This is a genomic window from Corallococcus silvisoli, assembly GCF_009909145.1.
Classification (GTDB): Bacteria; Myxococcota; Myxococcia; order Myxococcales; family Myxococcaceae; genus Corallococcus; species Corallococcus silvisoli.
In genome coordinates this window covers 462,522-475,433 of sequence record NZ_JAAAPJ010000001.1, presented here as the reverse complement: position 1 = coordinate 475,433, position 12,912 = coordinate 462,522, and the positions used below count along the sequence as shown (strand labels likewise).

Sequence of the window (12,912 nt, the reverse complement as noted above, 5' to 3'; positions counted from 1 at the left end):
CCCACTATTCAGCCACCAGGGAGGCGAAGAGGGCCTCGTATTTCCGGGCGGACGCGGTCCAGGAGAAGTCCTTCCCCATCCCCCGCCCCCGGAAGTCGCCCAGGCGTGAGGGGTCCGCGTACAGGGAGAGCGCCCTGCGGATGGCGGCCAGGAGCGCCGAGCGGTGGAAGGACTCGAAGAGGATGCCGTTGCCGTCCAGCCCCCCCTCCACCGTGTCCACCAGCCCGCCCGTGGCCCGGACGATGGGCACCGTGCCGTAACGCAGCGAATACATCTGATTCAGGCCGCACGGCTCATAGCGGCTGGGCATGAGGAAGAAGTCAGACCCCGCCTCCACGAGATGTGAAAATTCAGGGTCGAACCCGATATGGACCCCCACCTGCCTCGGGTAACGGGCCTGCAACGCCTTCAGTCCGGCCTCCAGGCCGGGGTCGCCGTTGCCCACCGCCACGAAGCGCAGGTCCGCCTGGAGCGCTGCGGGCAGCGTCTCCAGGAGCAGGTCCACGCCCTTCTGCCACGCCAGCCGGCTGACGATGCCGAACACGGGCGCGTCGCTGTCCGCGGGCAGCCCGAAGCGCTCCAGCAGGGCGCGCTTGCACACGGCCTTCCCCGCCAGGTCGTCCGGGCCGTAGTGCGCCGGCAGGAAGGAGTCCGTCCGGGGGTTCCATTCGTGCGCGTCGATGCCGTTGATGATGCCGGTGAGCGCGTGCGCGCGGCGCCGCAGCAAGCCCTCCAGTCCGTAGCCCTGATCCGCCGTCTGGATCTCCCTCGCGTAGGTGGGCGACACGGTGGTGAGGGCCTCGGAGTAGACGAGCCCCGCCTTGAGGAAGTTGACCTGGTCGTAGAACTCCACGCCCTCCGGCGTGAACAGGTCCCACGGCAGCCCCAGGTCCTCCATGGTCCCCTTGGGGAAGCGCCCCTGGTAGGCCAGGTTGTGGATGGTGAAGACGCACTTCGCGCGTCCCAGGGGCGTGCCCTGGAAGCCCCGGCGCAGCGCCACCGGGACCAGCCCCGTCTGCCAGTCATGCAGGTGGATGATGTCCGGGAAGAAGCGCAGCCGCTGCGCGGCCTGGAGCGCGCCCACGCACAGGTAGGCGAAGCGGCGGGGGTTGTCCGCGAACTCGCCGCCCGCGACGCCATACAGCCCCTTGCGGCCGCCGTAGAAGGCCTCGTTCTCCAGGAAGAGCACCTCCAGCCGCTCGGAGAGGCGCGCGGAGAGGACGGGGCCGCCCGTCTCACCGAAGGGGAAGCGCAGCACCAGGGACTGGCCGGTGGGCTGCAAATGCCCGGTGTTGCGCACGTCCTGGTAGCGGGGCGTGATGATCTTCACGTCGTGCCCCAGGCCGGCGAGCGCCGTGGGCAGGGCCCCGGCCACGTCGCCCAGTCCCCCCGTCTTCGAGAAGGGGGCGACCTCCGAGGCGATGAAGAGGATCTTCATGGGCCCGCCATTGCGTGCGAGTCCCGACAGGGAGTCAACCGCGAACGTGCGCGCCGGGGCGGGGTTTCCTATGTTGCGCCGCGTGAGCATCCCTCCAGACCCCATCCAGCGCTTCGCCGACCTGTTCGCCCAGGCGAAAGCCGCCATCCCCGTGGACCCCAACGCGATGGTCGTGGCGTCGGTGGACGACCAGGGCCGCCCGTCCTCGCGCGTGGTGCTGCTCAAGGACTTCGATGCGCGGGGCTTCGTCTTCTTCACCAACTTCCACAGCCGCAAGGGCCGCCAGCTCCTCGCGCACCCCTACGCGGCGCTGTGCTTCCACTGGCAGCCCCTGGAGCAGCAGGTGCGCATCGAGGGCCGGGTGGAGCGCGTGACGGACGCGGAGGCGGACGCGTACTTCCAGAGCCGGGCGCGCGGCAGCCAGATTGGCGCCTGGGCCAGCCTCCAGAGCGAGGAGCTGCCCACGCGAGAGCTGTTGGAGCAGCGCGTGGCGGAGGTGGAGGCGCGCTTCCAGGGCCAGCCCGTGGAGCGCCCTCCGCACTGGAGCGGCTTCCGCGTCATCCCGGAGCGCATCGAGTTCTGGCACGGCCGCCCCAGCCGGCTGCACGAGCGCAACCTGTATCTGCGCGACGGCGAGGGATGGAAGACACAGCTCTTGTTCCCCTGATCAGCAGGCAGGGGGCCCAGGCCTTTCCACTCCGGGTCGGCACCTCTAGCATGCGCGTCCATGCTGGACATGGACATGGTGGCGCGGCTGGCCGCGTACGCGGCGGGCCTGGAAGGCGAAGGCGCCGAGGACCTGGTGCGTGAAGCGCTGACCCGCACGGAGCGCGACGGCGAGGAGGAGACCGTCGCGTGGCTGGAGCTGTACATCCGGTTCATCGATGAGGACCGGGCGGCGCTCTTCGGCCAGCACATCGACGAGTTGCACGAGGCCCAGCGGCAGGCGGCCATCACCGTGCAGGCCGCCGTGCGCGGCTGGCTCGCCCGCCGGGCCCTGGAGCGCGAGAACGAAGCCGCCACGAAGATTCAAGCGCTCGTGCGCGGTCATCAGGTCCGCAAGGAGCTCCAGGCCCAGAACGAGGCCGCGACGAAGATTCAAGCGCTCGTGCGCGGTCATCAGGTCCGCAAGGAACTCCAGGCCCAGAACGAGGCCGCCACGAAGATTCAAGCGCTCGTACGCGGCCATCAGGTCCGCAAGGAGCTGCAGGCCCAGAACGAGGCCGCCACGAAGATTCAAGCGCTCGTACGCGGTCATCAGGTCCGCAAGGAGCTCCAGGCCCAGAACGAGGCCGCCACGAAGATCCAAGCGCTCGTGCGCGGTCATCAGGTCCGCAAGGAGCTCCAGGCCCAGAACGAGGCCGCCACGAAGATCCAAGCGCTCATCCGCGGCTATCAGGCGCGCACGGAGTATCAGGAGCTGAAGACCGCCGCGGTGCGGCTGCAAGCCCAGTTCCGGATGTGGCAGGCGCGGCGGCAGCTCCAGGAGCTGCGGGAGCAGAAGGACCGGGAGGAGAAGATCATCCTCGTCCAATCCCTGGTGCGGGGGCGGACCGAGCGCAAGAAGTATCAGGCGCTGCTGCAGTTCTACGACGACCAGGAAGACGACTCGCGCCTCGTGAAGGCTCCGGTGCTGCGCATCAACAGCACCGTGACGCTGGAGGGCCACCGCGTGCTCGCCGTCTACGCGGACGTGGTGAAGGACAAGCTCAAGCTGTTCTACGACAACGCCTCCAAGCCGGCGATTCCCCGCAACAAGAACCTGGTGCAGGTGGACACCCACCCCACGCGGGATGGGTGGCTGACCGCCTGGGCGAAGCTCGCGTGGAAGGAGCTCTATGCCTCACAGGACAAGGCCGATAAACCGTTGAAGGTCTCCGGCGAGAGCTTCCCCTGCATCGGCTCCATCAAGATCAACGGCGCGAAGCAGCACTTCGTGGAGGAGAAGGTCTGGGTCAAGGTCGGGCGCACGGACAGGGCCACGCGCTACAACATCCTGGGTGACAACCTCGCCCTGGGGAAGAGCGCGCCCCTGAGGGCCCAGGGCATCCGCAAGGTGCTCTCGGGGGACCTCACCGGCGTGGCGGACATCGAGATCGAAGCGGCGCTGGCCATGCTGGGCGCGGAGACGGCCCGCAATCCCCGCTCCTATGGCGTGGGCCTGATGCTGCTGGACCTGGTGGAGAACGACATCAAGTACGGCAACAACAAGTCCTATACCTGGAGCCTCATCCTGGGCTCCGCGTTCCACATGGGTGAGAACGAAAACCAGTACGAGGAACGCAAGACCGGCTACCAGTGGAACACCGTCGACAACCGGTGGGACGTCGTCGACGGGGACAAGGCGGATCGCTGGAGTCAGTTCGACCGGACGCTGAAGGCCCAGGCGCCCTCCAAGTTCCACAAGTCCCCCGTGAAGGCGCTGTGGGCGGGCAAGTGGCCCATGTCCCCTTCCGCCTCCATGTCCCTGGGCGGCTACGATGTGGACGTCCCCAACGACTCCGACCAGCTCAACGCCGTCCAGTACAAGGAGCTCAAGACGATCCTCAAGTGGTACCGGTTCGTCATGCGCGGCATCGACGTCGAAGCCACCGACGAGCACGAGGCCGAAGCCCAGCTCACCAAGCTGTTCCGGCTGCGGCTGCTGTCCATCCGGATGATGGACAACGGCTACCTGAAGCAGACCTGGGCGTAGCGCCCACGGCCCTTGGGGACGCCGGGGGCGGCGTTCACCGCGAGACACCGCCCCCGTCCGGAGGGGCTACCAGGGCACCTCCGCGCCCTCGTAGTCGAAGAACCGGCCGGAGTGCTCCAGTGAAACAGTGTCGATGACCCGCAGCATCCCGCGCACCGACTCCTCCGCCGGCAGCGGCGCGTCCTGGCCGCCCATGTCCGTCTGCACCCAACCCGGATGCAGCAGCACGCACGCCAGCCCATCCCGGCGCAGGTCGTTGGACATGGAGCGCACGCCCATGTTCAGCGCGGCCTTGGACATCCGGTAGGCATACGCGCCCCCTTCCGTGTTGCTGGAGAGCGACCCCATGCGCGACGTGACATGCGCCACGCGGCGCCCCACTCCGCGGCGGAGCGCGGGCAGGAGCGCGGAGGTGATGCGCAGCGGCCCGAGCGCGTTCACCGCGAACGTGCGCTCCAGGTCCTCGTAGTCCAGCTCGTGCAACCCCACCCACTGGCCCGACACACCCGCGTTGTTGATGAGCACATCCACCGGCTCGCGCGAGACACGTTCCGCGAAGGCCTGGACACTCTCCGCGCGAGTCACATCCAGCGGGTGGATCCGCAGGCGGTTGCCCGCCTCATGCAGCAGCGGCTCCAGGCGGCGCGCCAGCTCCGGGGCGCGAACACCCGCGTCCACCGTTTCTCCCCGCCGCAGCAGCTGCTGCACGAACTCGAAACCGATGCCACGGCTGGCTCCCGTGATGACATAGCGCATGCCTTTATTAACGCGCCGGGTGGCTCTCCTTGGCAAAGCTCCTGCCTTCGCACTAAGGCGCCCAGGGTTGCTCAGCGCACGACAAGCCCCAGGAGAAAAGAACGCCATGACGGTCGCGGTCATTGGGGGTGGGATTACCGGCCTGGTTCTGGCCCACCGATTGCGGGCTCGCGGCACGGATGCCGTGTTGCTGGAGTCGGCTTCGCGCGTGGGCGGAAACGTGCAGAGCCATGCACGCGAGGGCTATCTGCTGGAGTCCGGACCCAACAGCTTCCTGGACCGGGAGCCCGCGATGCGGGAGCTGACGGCCGCGCTGGGCCTGGAAGCGCGGGTCCGCCCGGCGGATCCGGCGGCAAAAAACCGCTATGTCTTCACGCGCGGTGCGTTGCGCGCGGTGCCAGCCTCGCCGCCCGCCTTCCTGAAATCCGACATCCTCCCCCTTGCATCCCGCCTCAGGGTGTTGGGTGAGCTCTTCAGCGGGCGGAATCCCACGGGTTCGGATGAGTCACTGGCCGCGCTGGGTCGGAGGCACCTGGGCCGCGAGGCGACCTCGGTGTTGCTGGACGCGGTGCAGACGGGCACCTACGCGGGCGACCCGGAGCAGCTCAGCGCGGAGGCCACCTTCCCTCAGCTCGTGAAGTTCGAGCGGGAGCACCGCAGCCTCATCCTGGGCGCCATCCGCGCGCAGCGAGCGGCGCGCAAGGCCGCGGCCAGCACCGCGGCGACACCGGCGCTCACGGGGCAGATGCGCACGTTCGACGGCGGCCTGGGCGTGCTGGTGGACGCCCTGGCGAAGTCGCTGGGCGGCGCGGTGCGTACGGACGCGACGGTGGAGGGCCTCACCCGCGAGGCGGAGGGCTGGAAGGTGCGCGTGCGGGAGCGGGGACAGCCGGTGGAGCTGTCCGCGTCCCAGGTGGTGCTGGCGGTGCCGGCGCACGTGGCGGCGGCGCTGCTGCGTCCGTTGGACGCGGAGCTGGCGCGACAGGCGGATGCCATCCCGTACGCGCCCATCGCCGTGGTGCACCTGGGCTTCGCGCCGGGCGCCACGCCGAAGCCGGATGGCTTCGGGTTCCTGGTTCCGGCGGTGGAGCGCAAGGCGGTGCTGGGCACCATCCACGCCTCCACCACGTTCCCCTTCCGCGCGGAGGGCGGCCGGGTGCTGCTCACGTGCCTGATGGGCGGCACGCGCCAGCCAGATGTCGTGGCGCGGGACGAGGACGCGCTGGTGGCGCTGGCGCGCGAGGAGCTGGGGACGATGGCGGGCATCACCGCGACGCCGGAGCTGACGGAGGTGGTGCGCTGGCCGCGCGGGATCCCGCAGTACACGGTGGGCCACCTGGAGCGACTGGCGGCCATGGACGCGCGGCTGGAGCGCTGGCCCGGCCTGCACCTCACCGGCAACGCGTACCGGGGCGTGGGCATCAACGACTGCGTCCGCGAGGCGACGCGCCTGGGAGACACCCTGGGGACGCGGGCGGGGGAAGCGGCCCGAAGCGCTTGAGCGACCGCTCACCCGCGCTCCGCGACGGCTGGGGTCAACCCTCCCTGAAGGGCCCCTGGGTCGCTGCCAGGGTTCGTGACCATGTTCCACGGACACTGGAGAAGCCCCCCATGTTCTCATTGCGCTCGCCGCTCCTGTCCTTGCTCGCCGTCCTCTTCTTCCCCGCGGTCCTCGCCGGGGCGTGGGTCGCGGACCTCGTCCCCGCCCCCGTCCCCGTCCCCCAGCGCTAGCCTTCGGGACGGTGTAGCCTTCCGCTCCCGCATGACGGAGACGTCGGAAGGTTCCATCGTTCGCGCCACGCTGCGCGCGCTGGTCGCGCCGTGGCGGCTGGTCCCCATCGTCCTGGTATCGCTCCCGCTGCTCGCGGCGCAGGTGCGCTGGAGCCTGGATCCCCACGCATTCTGGCTGGGCCTGCTGTTGTGCGTGCTGTGTGTCGCGGTGGCCCCCGTGTCGTACCGGGTGCTGTTCCCGGAGGGGCTGGACCTGAGCCACGGCGGCATCCGGCTGCTGCTCTACGCGGCGGTGGGCAGCGGCGTGGTGCTCTCCGTGGGCTATGCGCTTCCGCGCGTCACCCTGATGCGGCCCACGTTCCTGTCGGAGCCGTACAACCTGGCCATCTGCGGCGGCCTGTTCCTGGTGGCGGGGTGGGGGCTGGGCCGGGACATCGGCTTCGAGGAGACGCTGGCCCACGAGCGCGCCCGCGCCACCCGCTTCGCCTGGGAGGCGGAGCAGGCGCAGCTGCTGGCGCTGCGCAGCCACCTGGATCCGCACTTCCTCTTCAACACGCTCAACGCCATCGCGGAGTGGTGCCGCGAGGACGGCGCCGTCGCCGAGGCGGCCGTGCTGCGGCTGTCCACGATGCTGCGCTCCGTGCTCGCGGGCGTGCGCAGCGTCACCTGGCCGCTGTCGCAGGAGCTGGAGCTGATGCGCACGCTCTTCGACCTGCACCTGCTGCGGGACCCGGACCTGTTCCAGCTGCGCGTGGACGTGGCGGAGGGGCTGGGCGACGTGCCCGTGCCGCCGCTGCTGCTGCTGCCGCTGGCGGAGAACGCGGTGAAGCACGGGCCCGCGGCCGGCCACCGGGGGCCGCTGCGGGTGGAGGTGACGGCGCGCGACGGCGCGGTGGTGGTGTCCATCGACAACCCGGGGGCCTCCAAGGGCCCGCGCGAGGGCAGCGTGGGCGTGCCCACCGTGGAGCGCCGCCTGGCCCTGGCCTACGGGGGCCACGCCCTCTTGTCGCTGGAGAGCGCCGACGGGCGCACCCGTGTCACCGTCACCCTGCCCCGCCAGGGCCCCCAACCCGGAGTCCTCACGTGAGAGAGCCCCTGCGCATCCTCATCGCCGATGACGAGCTGCTGGCCCGCAAGCGCCTGGCCCGCCTGCTGGCCGCGCTGCCGGACGTGAGCATCCACGGCGAGGCGGTGGACGGAGACTCGGTGCTCGCCGCGGTTCGCGAGGGCGGCGTGGACGTGGTGCTCCTGGACATCCACATGCCGGGGCTGAGCGGACTGGACGCGATGGCCCTGCTGCCCGAGGGCGGCCCCCACGTCATCTTCTGCACCGCCCACGCGGAGCACGCGGTGAATGCCTTCGAGCACGGCGCGGTGGACTACGTCCTCAAGCCCGTGGAGGCCGGGCGGCTGCAGAAGGCGCTGGAGCGCGTGCGGGCGCGGATGCCGGCGCGAGCGAAGAACCTCGCCGTCCCGCCGCCCGCGGCGCCAGCGGGGGACAAGCCCGCCTTCGCGCGGCTGCCCATCCCCACGCGCCAGGGGCTGGTGCTGGTGTCGCCGGACGCCATCTCCCATGCGTCGCTGGAGGACGAGCTGGTGACGGTGTTCACCGCGCAGGGTGACTTCCTCACCGACTTCACGCTCAACGAGCTGGCGGACAAGCTGCCCTCGGAGCACTTCCACCGCGTGCACCGGCGGGCGCTGCTCAACCTGTCGCACGTGACGCGGCTGGAGCCGCTGGAGACGGGCGGCTATCTGGCGCGGACGGCGCGCGGGCACTCGGTGGAGGTGAGCCGCCAGTCCGCGCGCGAGCTGCGCCGCATGCTGGGCCTGCGAAAGGGCTCCGAGGAAGAAGGCTGAGCCCGCCGCCGCGCGCGAGCCACCGCCTCACGGGCCCCCGGCGCGGCGCGCGTCCCCGCCGCGCTCAGTTCCAGACGTACAGTTGGTGCACCCGCCCCGCGTCGTCGCCCAGCGTGTCCAGCAGGGACTGCTTGGCGGGACCGGGCAGCTCCGCGCCTCCGCGCGCGCAGCGGGCGGCCTCCTCCCGGGCGAAGACGGACGCCTTGCAGAAGGAGTCCTGCCAGCGCGCCAGCAGCGACTGGAAGAAGGTCTGCTCGTAGCCGCGCAGCTCCGCGTCCAGCCACCCTTCCTTGTCGGGCCGCTCGAAGTGCTGCGGCCGCACGCCTCCCGGCTCGAAGGTGATGTTGTGCTCGTAGCCGGAAGCGGACAGGGCCTTCTCCGCCTTCACCGCCAGCGGCGCGTGCCGGTCCTGGAGGATGCCCTGCGCCACCACCGCGAAGTGGTACTCCACGCCCCGGCGCAGCGCGTGGTAGTCGAACGAGCGCGACACGTCGCGGTACTTCGTCACCTCCACCGTCGTCTTGTACTCCACCGTCTTCGTCTGGCGGACGAGGCGCTTCTTCATCTGGCCCTTGTCCTCGTACGACTCCTCCACCGTGTACGGCACCTCCGCCGTCGCGGTGCGGTCCTCGTGGTCCGTGTACGGCACCCGCTCCGTCCACGGCGCCGTCAGCTCCACCGGCTGGCTGGTCCGCTGCTCGCTCAGGCTCCCCGCGAGGGTGAGCGGCACCTGCCGGGTGGACGCCTCCGAATACCAGGGCGAGGCCTCGAACGCGCCCGACAGCCGCGTCATCAGGTACTGCACGACGTCGTTGCTGATGCCGTCCATGGACGCCTGCCACGCGGGCACGCCCAGCGCCTCCGGGAACATCCGCGCGCGCGGCGCGGGCTGCTGATAGTGCGCGCAGTAGCGCGACACCAGGTCCGTCCAGTGCTCGGCGGCCCCGGAGAGCGTCTGCTTCAGCTTCGCGCACGTCGACTCGCCGCCCTGCTGCACCGCCTCCTCCACGTCGCGGCGGATGGGCGCCATCTCCGGGTGGGCCAGCAGCGCGCGCTTGCGGTCCAGGTGCGCCTCCGCCGTCAGCGCGTGCCCCCGCTGCGCCTGCTCGATGATGAGCTGGCGCAGGTGCCGGTGCGTGCCCGCCATCTCCTCCAGCAGCGAGCTCTCCATGCCGCCGTCCAGCTTGGAGTTCCACTTCACCTTGTAGCCAAGGAACTGCTCCAGGTTCACCTCCGCGTCCTCGTCCCGCCCCTCGACGCGCGCCTGCCGCGCCTGGGTGAGCAGCTGCGACAACCCGCGCCAGCGCAGGTCTTCCAGCGACGCGCGCAGCTCCGGGTTGTTGGGCGACTCCTGCACCAGCTTGACGTAGACCTCCGCGGCCTCGACGAAGCGGCCCTTCTCCGCCAGGTCATTGGCGTGCCCGCGAACGGACGAGCACGCGCTCAGCGCGCTCGCGAGCACCAGCAGCGGCACGAACAGGAACCTCCGGCGCGCGCCGGAGCGGAACGACAGGGACGGGGAGGCAGTCACGGAGACGACACCCTTCAGCGCGAGTCGATTGGCCCGCAGGCTGACGACCCGGATGGCCGCCATATTCACCGCGAGTCCCCCGTCCCGACAAGGGGCCCCCAGGCGCCCCACCGCGCCCGGACCTCAGCGCGGCTCCACGGGCCAGGTGTGCACCGGCAGCCCCTCCTCCGCGTGCTCCAGGTAGCGCTCCAGCATGGCCGCCAGCGCGTCCTGCCGGGGCATGTGGGCCTCCAGCCGCTCCAGCACCGCCCGCTGCCAGCGGGAGCCGGTGCGCTTCAGGGCCACGCGCTGCGCGATGATGTCCAGCATCCCGTCCGCCTCCGCCGCCTCCACCCCGGCCTCCACCAGGCCGCGCCGCGCCACCGGGAGCAGCCGCTTCACCAGGTCCACCGCCGGCACCGGACGGGGGCTGGGCGCGACCTCCGCCGGCCACAGCAGCGTCGCGTCCAGGCCGTGGTGCGCCGCGCGCTTGAAGTTGCGCCGCGCCTGCGAGAAGGGCAGCGCCGGGAGCAGCGCGTCCACCCGCTCCGCGAGCCCCAACGTCAGCCCCAGCAGGAACGCCCCGTTGGCCACCATGTCCACGGGCGTGGGGCCCGACGGCAGCGCGCGCAGCTCGATGCGCACGTGCCCGCCTCCCTGCGGATCATAGACGGCCCGGTTCCACGACCAGACCGTGCCCTGGTGCAGCCGCAGCTCCTCCAGCTTCGGCAGGCCGCCCGCGGCCACCACCTCCAGCGGGGACTCGTGCCCCACCACGGGCAGCAGCGGGGGATAGAGCGCCACGGCCTCGGCGAACAGCTCGTGGAGCCCCTCGCGCACCCAGCCCTGACCGAACGTCACGCGCGGGTGCAGCTGCGCGCCCTCGTCGCTGTCGCTCCGGTCGTCGGTGGCCTGCTGGAAGAGCGCCACGCGCGTCTCCTCCCACAGCCGCCTGCCCAGGAACACCGGTGAGTTCCCGCACGCCGCCAGCACCGGCCCCGTGGCCAGCTGCGCCGCGTTGTACACGCGCGCGAAGTCCTCCGGAGACACGCGCAGGTGGAACTGGAGCGACGTGTTCGCCCCCTCCAGCGTCACGTCCTCCCAGGCGAGGTTGAGCGTGTCGTCGCCCGCGATGGCCACCTGGAAGGGCCCGTCGCGCCGCCCGCGGATGGCCGTGGCCAGCGCCCGGTAGCGCGCCTGCGGCGTGAGCGCGTTCTTGCCCAGGTCCGCCTGCCGCAGCGTGGGCAGGATGCCGACGGCCGCCACTCGCGCGCCCTCGCCGGCCGCCGCGCGCCCCAGCTCCCCCAACACCTCCTCCAGCTGCGCCTGGAGCCCGGTGAACGGCCGCCCCGCCAGCAGCGAGGGCCGCAGGTTCAGCTCCATGTTGAAGCGGTTGAGCTCCAGCGTCAGCCGGTCGTCCTGTGACCTCGCCAGCACCTGCTGATTCACCGGCAGCGGAGAGCCCGCGCCATCCACCAGCGCCACCTCCAGCTCCGCGCCCAGCGTCGTGGGCCCCACGCCGAAGCCGGGGCGCTGGAGCACCTGGCGCAGGGCCTCCAGGCTCTCCTCGAGCCGGTGCACGAACCGCGCGTGCTCCTCCGGCGTGAACTCCTCCTGCTGGATGGCGAGCCCCATAGGCCCTCCACGATTGGCACGACGCGCCGCGCTGGCACGCGAGGTGTCACCCGCTGGACGCCGCAACGGCCCGGAGCCCGGACGCATGGCGGCGCTCGCACTCCCCTGCCCGCCCTCCGAGCCTGCGGGCCCGGGTGCGCGCGGGCCGGGTGTGTTATCTCCGCCCCGTCATGCCGGACGCCCCACTCGACCTCCACGACCTGCCCCGCCCCGCGCTGGACGCGCGGCTCGCCAGCTGGGGCTTCAGCCCCCAGTACCGCGAGCGCGTCTGGACGGGGCTGTACCGCGACGGGGTGACGGCGCTGGGTGACGTGGCGGGCCTGCGCCCGGACCTCCAGGCCGTGCTCCAGGAGCGCGCGCGCCTGGGCACCCTCGCCACGCACCACGAGAGCTTCAGCAGCGACGGGCTCACCCACAAGCTGCTCCTGCGCCTGCACGACGCGCAGACCATCGAGACGGTGCTGATGCGCTTCAAGGGCCGCGCCACCGTGTGCGTGAGCACCCAGGCCGGCTGCGCCATGGGCTGCGTCTTCTGCGCCACCGGCCAGATGGGGCTTTCGCGCCACCTGACGCCGGGAGAGATCGTGGGGCAGGTGCTCCACGTCACGCGCCTGTTGCGCGCGCGAGGGGAGGCGCTTCGCAACATCGTGCTCATGGGCATGGGCGAACCCCTGCACAACTACGAGCACACCATGGCCGCGGTGGACATCCTCGTGGACCCCAAGGGGCTCGCGCTGGCGCCGCGCTTCATCACCCTGTCCACCGTGGGCGTGGTGCCCGGCATCCTGCGGCTCGCGGACGAGGCGCGCCCGGTGCAACTGGCGGTGAGCCTCCATGGCGCCACCGACGCGGAGCGCGCCGCGCTGGTGCCCGCAGGCCGCCGCTGGCCGCTGAACGAGCTGATGGACGCGTGCCGCTATTACGTGGCGAAGCGCAAGCGGCGCATCTTCTTCGAGTGGACGTTGATCGCCGGCCGCAACGACACCGCGGAGCACGCGAACCACCTGGGCCAGCTGCTCCACGGGATGGACGCGCACGTGAACGTCATCCCGCTCAACCCCACCGTGGGCTACGACGGCGGCCCCAGCGTCGCCGACGCGGTGCGTGCCTTCCAGGACGTGCTCACGACGCACGGCGTGCCCAGCACGGTGCGCCAGCGGCGCGGCATCGACATCGACGCGGGCTGCGGCCAGCTCAAGGCCGCCGTGGAGCGCAAGCCCCGCCGCCCCCTCCCCGTCGCCTCCTAGGCAACCTCGGGGGTCGCGCGGCACACCCCGCGCGTCCACC

Annotated in this window: 10 protein-coding genes; 6 read left to right on the top strand and 4 right to left on the bottom strand. The window is 71.3% G+C overall.

Translation table 11 applies throughout. The annotated features are described in order from the left end of the window. Positions 1–4: 4 nt before the first annotated feature. Entirely contained in the window at positions 5–1,438 is a 1,434-nt protein-coding gene (glgA, locus tag GTY96_RS01835; protein WP_161663693.1) for a glycogen synthase GlgA, read from the bottom strand. Here glgA and pdxH point away from each other — a divergent pair. Together pdxH and GTY96_RS01825 are read left to right on the top strand one after the other, a co-directional pair. Next, positions 1,437–2,105: a pyridoxamine 5'-phosphate oxidase gene (pdxH, locus tag GTY96_RS01830; RefSeq protein ID WP_201755831.1), complete on the top strand. Its 669-nt coding sequence runs from the start codon at positions 1,437–1,439 to the stop codon at positions 2,103–2,105. The genes glgA and pdxH overlap by 2 nt on opposite strands. A 60-nt stretch (positions 2,106–2,165) precedes the next feature. Continuing rightward, positions 2,166–4,133 carry a hypothetical protein gene (locus GTY96_RS01825; RefSeq protein ID WP_143897910.1) on the top strand — a complete coding sequence of 656 codons (1,968 nt, stop codon included), beginning with the start codon at positions 2,166–2,168 and terminating at the stop codon, positions 4,131–4,133. Positions 4,134–4,199: 66 nt separating this feature from the next. On the opposite strand, the gene GTY96_RS01820 is transcribed toward GTY96_RS01825, so the two are convergent. Further along, positions 4,200–4,889 carry an SDR family oxidoreductase gene (locus GTY96_RS01820; protein ID WP_143897908.1) on the bottom strand — a complete coding sequence of 230 codons (690 nt, stop codon included), beginning with the start codon at positions 4,887–4,889 and terminating at the stop codon, positions 4,200–4,202. Positions 4,890–4,995: 106 nt separating this feature from the next. Here GTY96_RS01820 and hemG point away from each other — a divergent pair, with 106 nt between their 5' ends. The 3 genes from hemG to GTY96_RS01805 all read left to right on the top strand — a co-directional run bounded on the left by hemG (position 4,996) and on the right by GTY96_RS01805 (position 8,480). Next, complete coding sequence (gene hemG / locus GTY96_RS01815) at positions 4,996–6,390, top strand: protoporphyrinogen oxidase (RefSeq protein WP_143897906.1); 1,395 nt, start codon at positions 4,996–4,998, stop codon at positions 6,388–6,390. Positions 6,391–6,651: 261 nt separating this feature from the next. Further along, a complete protein-coding gene (locus GTY96_RS01810) occupies positions 6,652–7,707 on the top strand; it encodes a sensor histidine kinase (protein ID WP_143897904.1) in 1,056 nt (351 codons plus the stop codon). After that, positions 7,704–8,480: a LytR/AlgR family response regulator transcription factor gene (locus GTY96_RS01805; RefSeq protein WP_143897902.1), complete on the top strand. Its 777-nt coding sequence runs from the start codon at positions 7,704–7,706 to the stop codon at positions 8,478–8,480. Before GTY96_RS01810 ends, GTY96_RS01805 begins: the two co-directional genes overlap by 4 nt. Positions 8,481–8,544: 64 nt before the next feature. Here GTY96_RS01805 and GTY96_RS01800 read toward each other — a convergent pair whose 3' ends face one another. Both GTY96_RS01800 and GTY96_RS01795 read right to left on the bottom strand, forming a co-directional pair. Further along, a complete protein-coding gene (locus GTY96_RS01800) occupies positions 8,545–10,074 on the bottom strand; it encodes a hypothetical protein (protein WP_161663692.1) in 1,530 nt (509 codons plus the stop codon). A 60-nt stretch (positions 10,075–10,134) separates the two neighbouring features. Continuing rightward, positions 10,135–11,625, bottom strand: coding sequence for a glutamate--cysteine ligase family protein (locus GTY96_RS01795; RefSeq protein WP_161663691.1), 1,491 nt, complete (start codon positions 11,623–11,625; stop codon positions 10,135–10,137). A gap of 170 nt (positions 11,626–11,795) precedes the next feature. Between GTY96_RS01795 and rlmN the strand changes: the two genes are divergently transcribed. Then, positions 11,796–12,872 (top strand): 23S rRNA (adenine(2503)-C(2))-methyltransferase RlmN, encoded by a 1,077-nt coding sequence (gene rlmN / locus GTY96_RS01790; RefSeq protein WP_143897896.1) that lies wholly within the window; start codon positions 11,796–11,798, stop codon positions 12,870–12,872. The last annotated feature ends 40 nt before the right edge of the window (positions 12,873–12,912 follow it).